Origin of the sequence: Marinobacter segnicrescens (assembly GCF_900111555.1) — a bacterium.
Classification (GTDB): Bacteria; Pseudomonadota; Gammaproteobacteria; order Pseudomonadales; family Oleiphilaceae; genus Marinobacter; species Marinobacter segnicrescens.
Window position 1 is genome coordinate 1 of record NZ_FOHZ01000057.1, and the last position, 4,821, is coordinate 4,821.

7 protein-coding genes are annotated in these 4,821 nt (G+C 58.2%); 1 reads left to right on the forward strand and 6 read right to left on the reverse strand.

Features of this window, described 5'->3' with window-relative positions:
* Nucleotides 1-7: 7 nt before the first annotated feature.
* The 6 genes from umuD to BM036_RS19470 all read right to left on the reverse strand — a co-directional run bounded on the left by umuD (nucleotide 8) and on the right by BM036_RS19470 (nucleotide 4,383).
* Nucleotides 8-451: a translesion error-prone DNA polymerase V autoproteolytic subunit gene (gene umuD, locus BM036_RS19445; RefSeq protein WP_091855280.1), complete on the reverse strand. Its 444-nt coding sequence runs from the start codon at nucleotides 449-451 to the stop codon at nucleotides 8-10.
* A gap of 82 nt (nucleotides 452-533) precedes the next feature.
* Complete coding sequence (locus BM036_RS19450; RefSeq protein WP_091855281.1) at nucleotides 534-926, reverse strand: hypothetical protein; 393 nt, start codon at nucleotides 924-926, stop codon at nucleotides 534-536.
* A 53-nt stretch (nucleotides 927-979) separates the two neighbouring features.
* Nucleotides 980-1,693, reverse strand: coding sequence for a hypothetical protein (locus BM036_RS19455; RefSeq protein WP_091855282.1), 714 nt, complete (start codon nucleotides 1,691-1,693; stop codon nucleotides 980-982).
* Between the two features lie 41 nt (nucleotides 1,694-1,734).
* On the reverse strand, nucleotides 1,735-3,081 hold the full coding sequence (locus tag BM036_RS19460; RefSeq protein ID WP_177186127.1) for a type II toxin-antitoxin system HipA family toxin: 1,347 nt from the start codon (nucleotides 3,079-3,081) through the stop codon (nucleotides 1,735-1,737).
* Nucleotides 3,068-3,865, reverse strand: coding sequence for a metallophosphoesterase family protein (locus tag BM036_RS19465; RefSeq protein ID WP_091855284.1), 798 nt, complete (start codon nucleotides 3,863-3,865; stop codon nucleotides 3,068-3,070). Before BM036_RS19465 ends, BM036_RS19460 begins: the two co-directional genes overlap by 14 nt.
* Nucleotides 3,859-4,383 (reverse strand): hypothetical protein, encoded by a 525-nt coding sequence (locus tag BM036_RS19470; protein WP_091855285.1) that lies wholly within the window; start codon nucleotides 4,381-4,383, stop codon nucleotides 3,859-3,861. The genes BM036_RS19465 and BM036_RS19470 overlap by 7 nt, the downstream gene beginning before the upstream one ends.
* 137 nt (nucleotides 4,384-4,520) lie before the next feature.
* Between BM036_RS19470 and BM036_RS19475 the strand changes: the two genes are divergently transcribed.
* Nucleotides 4,521-4,821 (forward strand): hypothetical protein (locus BM036_RS19475; protein ID WP_143066678.1); only part of this gene is annotated, 301 nt, incomplete at its 3' end.

The following is a 4,821-nucleotide window of genomic DNA, read 5'->3' on the forward strand; positions in this document are numbered from 1 at the left end:
CTGCTTGTCATGACTTACCGCCACGACGCAGCGAGCGGACCACGTTGGTTACCACGCCAAAGACCTCCAGCACGTCGTCCTCACCCAGAACAATGGGGGCAAAGGCGGAGTTACGGGGTAATAAACGAACGGGTGGCGGGCTCAGGTGCAGCTGCTTGACGGTCATTTCCGAACGCAGACTGGCGATGATGATGTCTCCATGCACCGCCCGAAGGGAGCGGTCGACCACGAGTACGTCGTCCGGAAAGATCCCGGCCTCAATCATCGATTCGCCCTGGACGCGTACAAAGAACGTCGCTGCCGGATGCTCAATGCACAGCTCATTCAAGTCCAGGGTTTTCTCGATGTAGTCTTCCGCCGGCGATGGAAATCCAGCGGAGATGCGCTCCAGGAACAGCGGAATCGAGAGCGCGTATAGGGAATGGTAATCACCTAGCAGAATGCAGGACATGCTGACACCGAATACTGTTTATTTATACAGCATTCTCTACAGGGGCGCCCTCCGGGTCAACTCGAATCGTCGCAACGACCTCCTATGTCATCGCTTTCCAATCAAAGTACCGGCGGGTCAGTCTCGGCCCCTCCTGCGGATCAGCCAACATAAAAGCCAGTGGCGACAACCCGCAAAACGGCTCATCCGTGGTGGGCTTACAAATACGCTCGGCAGCTCGATCGTCACTGGGGTAGAGAGCATCCAGTGCGCGCGCAATACCCATCAGGTAACTGATCCGCTGGAGTACCTGTCCGGACATTCCGGCAGATTTGTCGGCCGTGAGCTCGTCGAACTCAGTCTGGCTCAGACCCAGTAACTGTTTCTGCTCGGCCTCCGTACAGCCCCATTGCACCATAATGTGCCGAAACCCTTTCAGGGCGACTGCCGCTTTATCGACGGGTACAGCTGGGCTTGGGCCTTCAGTGCATTCCATATGAGTACTTCACCTTCAATCGATAGGGAGGGCATCTCAGCCAGATCGCTGACTCAAGCCCGCGCCCCGGACTTTTCCATGAACTCGCTGATCTCCCGCTCCAGGCGGGCATGCACATCCAGCAGATCATCTCGGTCAACAGGCCGTTCTTTATTAAGACGGTTGCGGGATTTCTGGCGCTCAAGTTCAGCACGCTGTTCCGCATAAACATGGTGCAGCACGCCCACCCCAAGGCTGGCACGTTCTTCCTCGTTCATGTGCTTGCGCAGCCGCTTGAACTGCTCCGGCGTGGGCGGAGTCTGGCGTTTTGCCTCAATGTCCTTCTGGCGGATACCGAAAGCTTCGCCCCACAGATCGACGGCGCGGTCCCAGGCTATTGAGAGGGTCTGGTTCTCGGTAATGGCAATGCGCATGGGATTGCCCGGTGCGTTCACCTGGAAGTAACACTGTTCCGTCTGGTTTCCGCCGATGGTCCCAATGCCCAGGGTAATACCCTGAAACCCCACTCCCCGAAACGGTTTGACCCGCGGGTGCTCGGTACGAATGAAGTCCAGGTATTTGATGGCCGCCGCCCGCATGGCCCAACGGGCTTCGTAGTACTCGGCACGGGTTTTCTGATAGCGGTGCCAGAGCGTTTCGGGCACGGCGTCACTGGGACGACGCAGGCTGAAGTACTTCTGATAGCGCTTGCCACGAATCAGTGCGGCTACACGCCAACCGTAGAATCCGGACGAGAGCTCGCCCTTGTCGTAGAACTGAATCGCCATGGGTGGCTGAATCATCCTTTTGTGGTGAGGTGACAATGCATCTACAGACCAATGGGTACACCGATCGGCAAGACCCTGGGATGTCGGGTCACAGATTCCGGCAGCGCCTGCCAGGCATCGGTGCGTTGTAGTTCAGTGAGGGCCGCACTACGGGATTGCAACCCGGCCCAGACTCGATCCGGTGAATGTGCGAAGCGTTGAATGACGCTCTGCCAGTCCGGGTTTCCACCCTTTTGCCAGTCTCTGGGCCAGGTGGTGCTCCAAGCAATGCCATCTTCGTCCATCACCATGGGTGACACATCATAGATGGGCGTCAGCTCCAGGCCGTGGAACGTTCGATGGAACGATGTATTGCGCCCGTGGTTGTCGCTGTTACCGAGTAACCGGTTGATGTGATCCCGGATAAGGTATTCGACCAGCATTCCATCCGGATCACTGGCCAGTGGAAGAATGACTTCCAGCGCATCGATGTGGCTCAGCCGGGCACCGTTACCAATCTTGCCCATTACATTATACAGGGACTCCACCGGATAACGCTCCCCGCTCGGTCCGCGGTCGAAACGACGGACCCAAAGGGCATCGGGTTGCCAGCGTACTTCCGGCACATCAAAACCTAATGAACCGAGGGCATTCAGGTATAGGTATTCAGCACGGAGAATGTCGATTCGATTCCGGCTTACCGGCTCACGGGGCCACTTCACCAGCCAGTAATCGGTAATTACACAGCCGTCCGGTTCGTTGCCGTCCAGGTAGAACTGACCATCATCGGCTCGATTGATCAGCAGTTTGGGGTTTTCACCGCCGGCACCCAGACCCGCCCATATCGGATGGATATCACAGAGGCCGGCGACCTCGTTGAACGGTTCGTATGGCCAATGCCAGTCGCCGGCACACTCGATATCCTGGGGAATGGATGGAAAGCTGCCACAGCTGATGCCTGGCCCCTTGATCCGGAAATCGCCAATGGGAGAGCGAGCGCCTTCGTTTAACAGGCGCACATCGTGCTGCGGGCCATCCTGGATCCTCCCTTCTTGCCACCGCGGCGTCTCCAACCGTTCGAGCAAGCGCCGACGGGCCCAGCCGCTGGGGACCAAATCCCTCAGCAGGGCCGCAATGGGTTCCCCCTCGTAGGTCTCAAGCACCTCGCCTGGTACCTGAGGGCTGGCCCACAGCACGAACTGCAGACTGATGACCGGTACGAAATCGTCTTCCTGAAAATCTTCCAGTTCAAGTGTGACCCCGGGAAGTGCAACACAGGTGCAGCCATCCTGGCGTTGATAATCGAGGCGCATTGGGCTGAGCAAGCCGGACTCCGGCCGGTCAATAATAATCCCCGCCAATGTATCCCAACCTGCCGGGCCCCAGCGCTCAAGTTCAACAACAGACATGGTCATCTCCTCTCAATAAAACCACAACGCGACCATCCAAGTTCAGGGCCTGGCCTTGGCCCAGCGAGATCAGCCACGGCCAGTCCCAGTGGGTGTGTCCAAAGACCGTCAGCCCGGTATACCCTGTCGCCAATGAGAGCGTTACACCGGGGTCGCCACGGCGGTGACGCTCGGCGTCCTCCGGCCCCTGGTGCAACAGTATGATGTGCGGCCGCCGGGCGGTGACCGACTCCATGACTTCCAGAAACGCCTCCTCATCCCGCCGCTGGTGACGTCTGGGGTTCCCGATGATGCCGCTGACGCCGCCGATGCGTAGGCCGGCCGTGTTGCTGACCTGACCATCGAGGATTTGAACATTCCTTGGCAAGGTCTTCGGATCGGCCAGTTCATCGTGGTTGCCGTGCACGGCGAGGACCTGTGGCGCCAGCCCGGCGAACGCCTCATAGACTTCATCCACCGGGCCCGTCCCACCGCGTTTGTGGCAGTCGGGGTAGTCGTACAGATCGCCACACAGAAACGCCGCTTGCGGCTGCGGAATTGTTCCTTTCGCTACCAATGCCATCAGCGCTTCTGCTACAGGCACCCCCATCAGCCGGTTGGCGCCGCCGTCTTCACGGCCCTGCAGGTCGGAGGTAAAAATCAGCGCGTCTACGCCATCGGGCAACCCAGTGGCCCAGGCCCTATGAAACGGCAAACGATTGCGCAGCGGTTTTCCTGATGGGTCACTCGTGCGATGGGGCAGTTCATGGAAAGGGGCCTGTTCAACACGGACGATGCTCACCATTCTCCGTTCACCTGATCGGCCAGCCAGCGGGCAACCCGCTCACAGATCTCATCGTTCTCCTCGAGTCCGACCAGGCGGCAGTCGCGAAACGCGAGCGCATCGTCGATCTGCTTTTCGATGGGATCTCCCGGGCGCGCCACGACATACCCCATCAGCTGGGCGCCGGGCTTACCCTGCTCGATGGCCTGTTGACGTTCCCGCACCCATTGCTCCGCGGCTTCACGGTCAGCAAACCGCGGTGGCCGACGAATAAAGAACCGCGTGGGGATCTCGAACCAGCGACCATCGCGGGAGTAGGCCACGATCTCACCGGACATCTCTGGCAGATAGGCGATGTCACTTTGAAGAGCTTCCAGAGCACCACGAAAATCCGTAAACGGCTCAGGGAACCGACCTCTGAGATCAAATGCACGATATGCAAAGATGCTCGCCAGCGGGCCCGTGCTTAGCTCATCCGCATGGGCCCCATCGGCATCCAGATTCTCCAGAATTTTGTTTTCACTGATTTTTTTAACCACTTCATGCCCTCCACCCTCTGGATGTTGCCCTCATTTTTCAATACACAGTGTAGTAGTGTGCTACCCATGAGCATTTGCATCTAGTTACGAAACAGATTACCGTAAAAAAATGAGACACCCAAGAGGGGATGCAAAAAATGTCGAGCCAGTCGCTTGTCAACGGTTATGTCACAACTGACACATTAAGTACCCACTCTGCAGCCTGTCTCCAGGCTGCTCCGATTGGGATCAGTGATGGCGAGAATCTTCTTGGCGTCGTGCTGGATCCGCTCAGCTACGAGGCACTGATGCGGCTAGCGATTATTTACCGGCAGCACCAATCCGGGACGGAGCCGGATCAGACGATGAGCGAGGCCATGACCGCATTCATCGATATGGGGGAGCGGCTACTGGGCGAAGCTTCGAACAGCGTTCCGGATGATGCGCATAACCGAAACC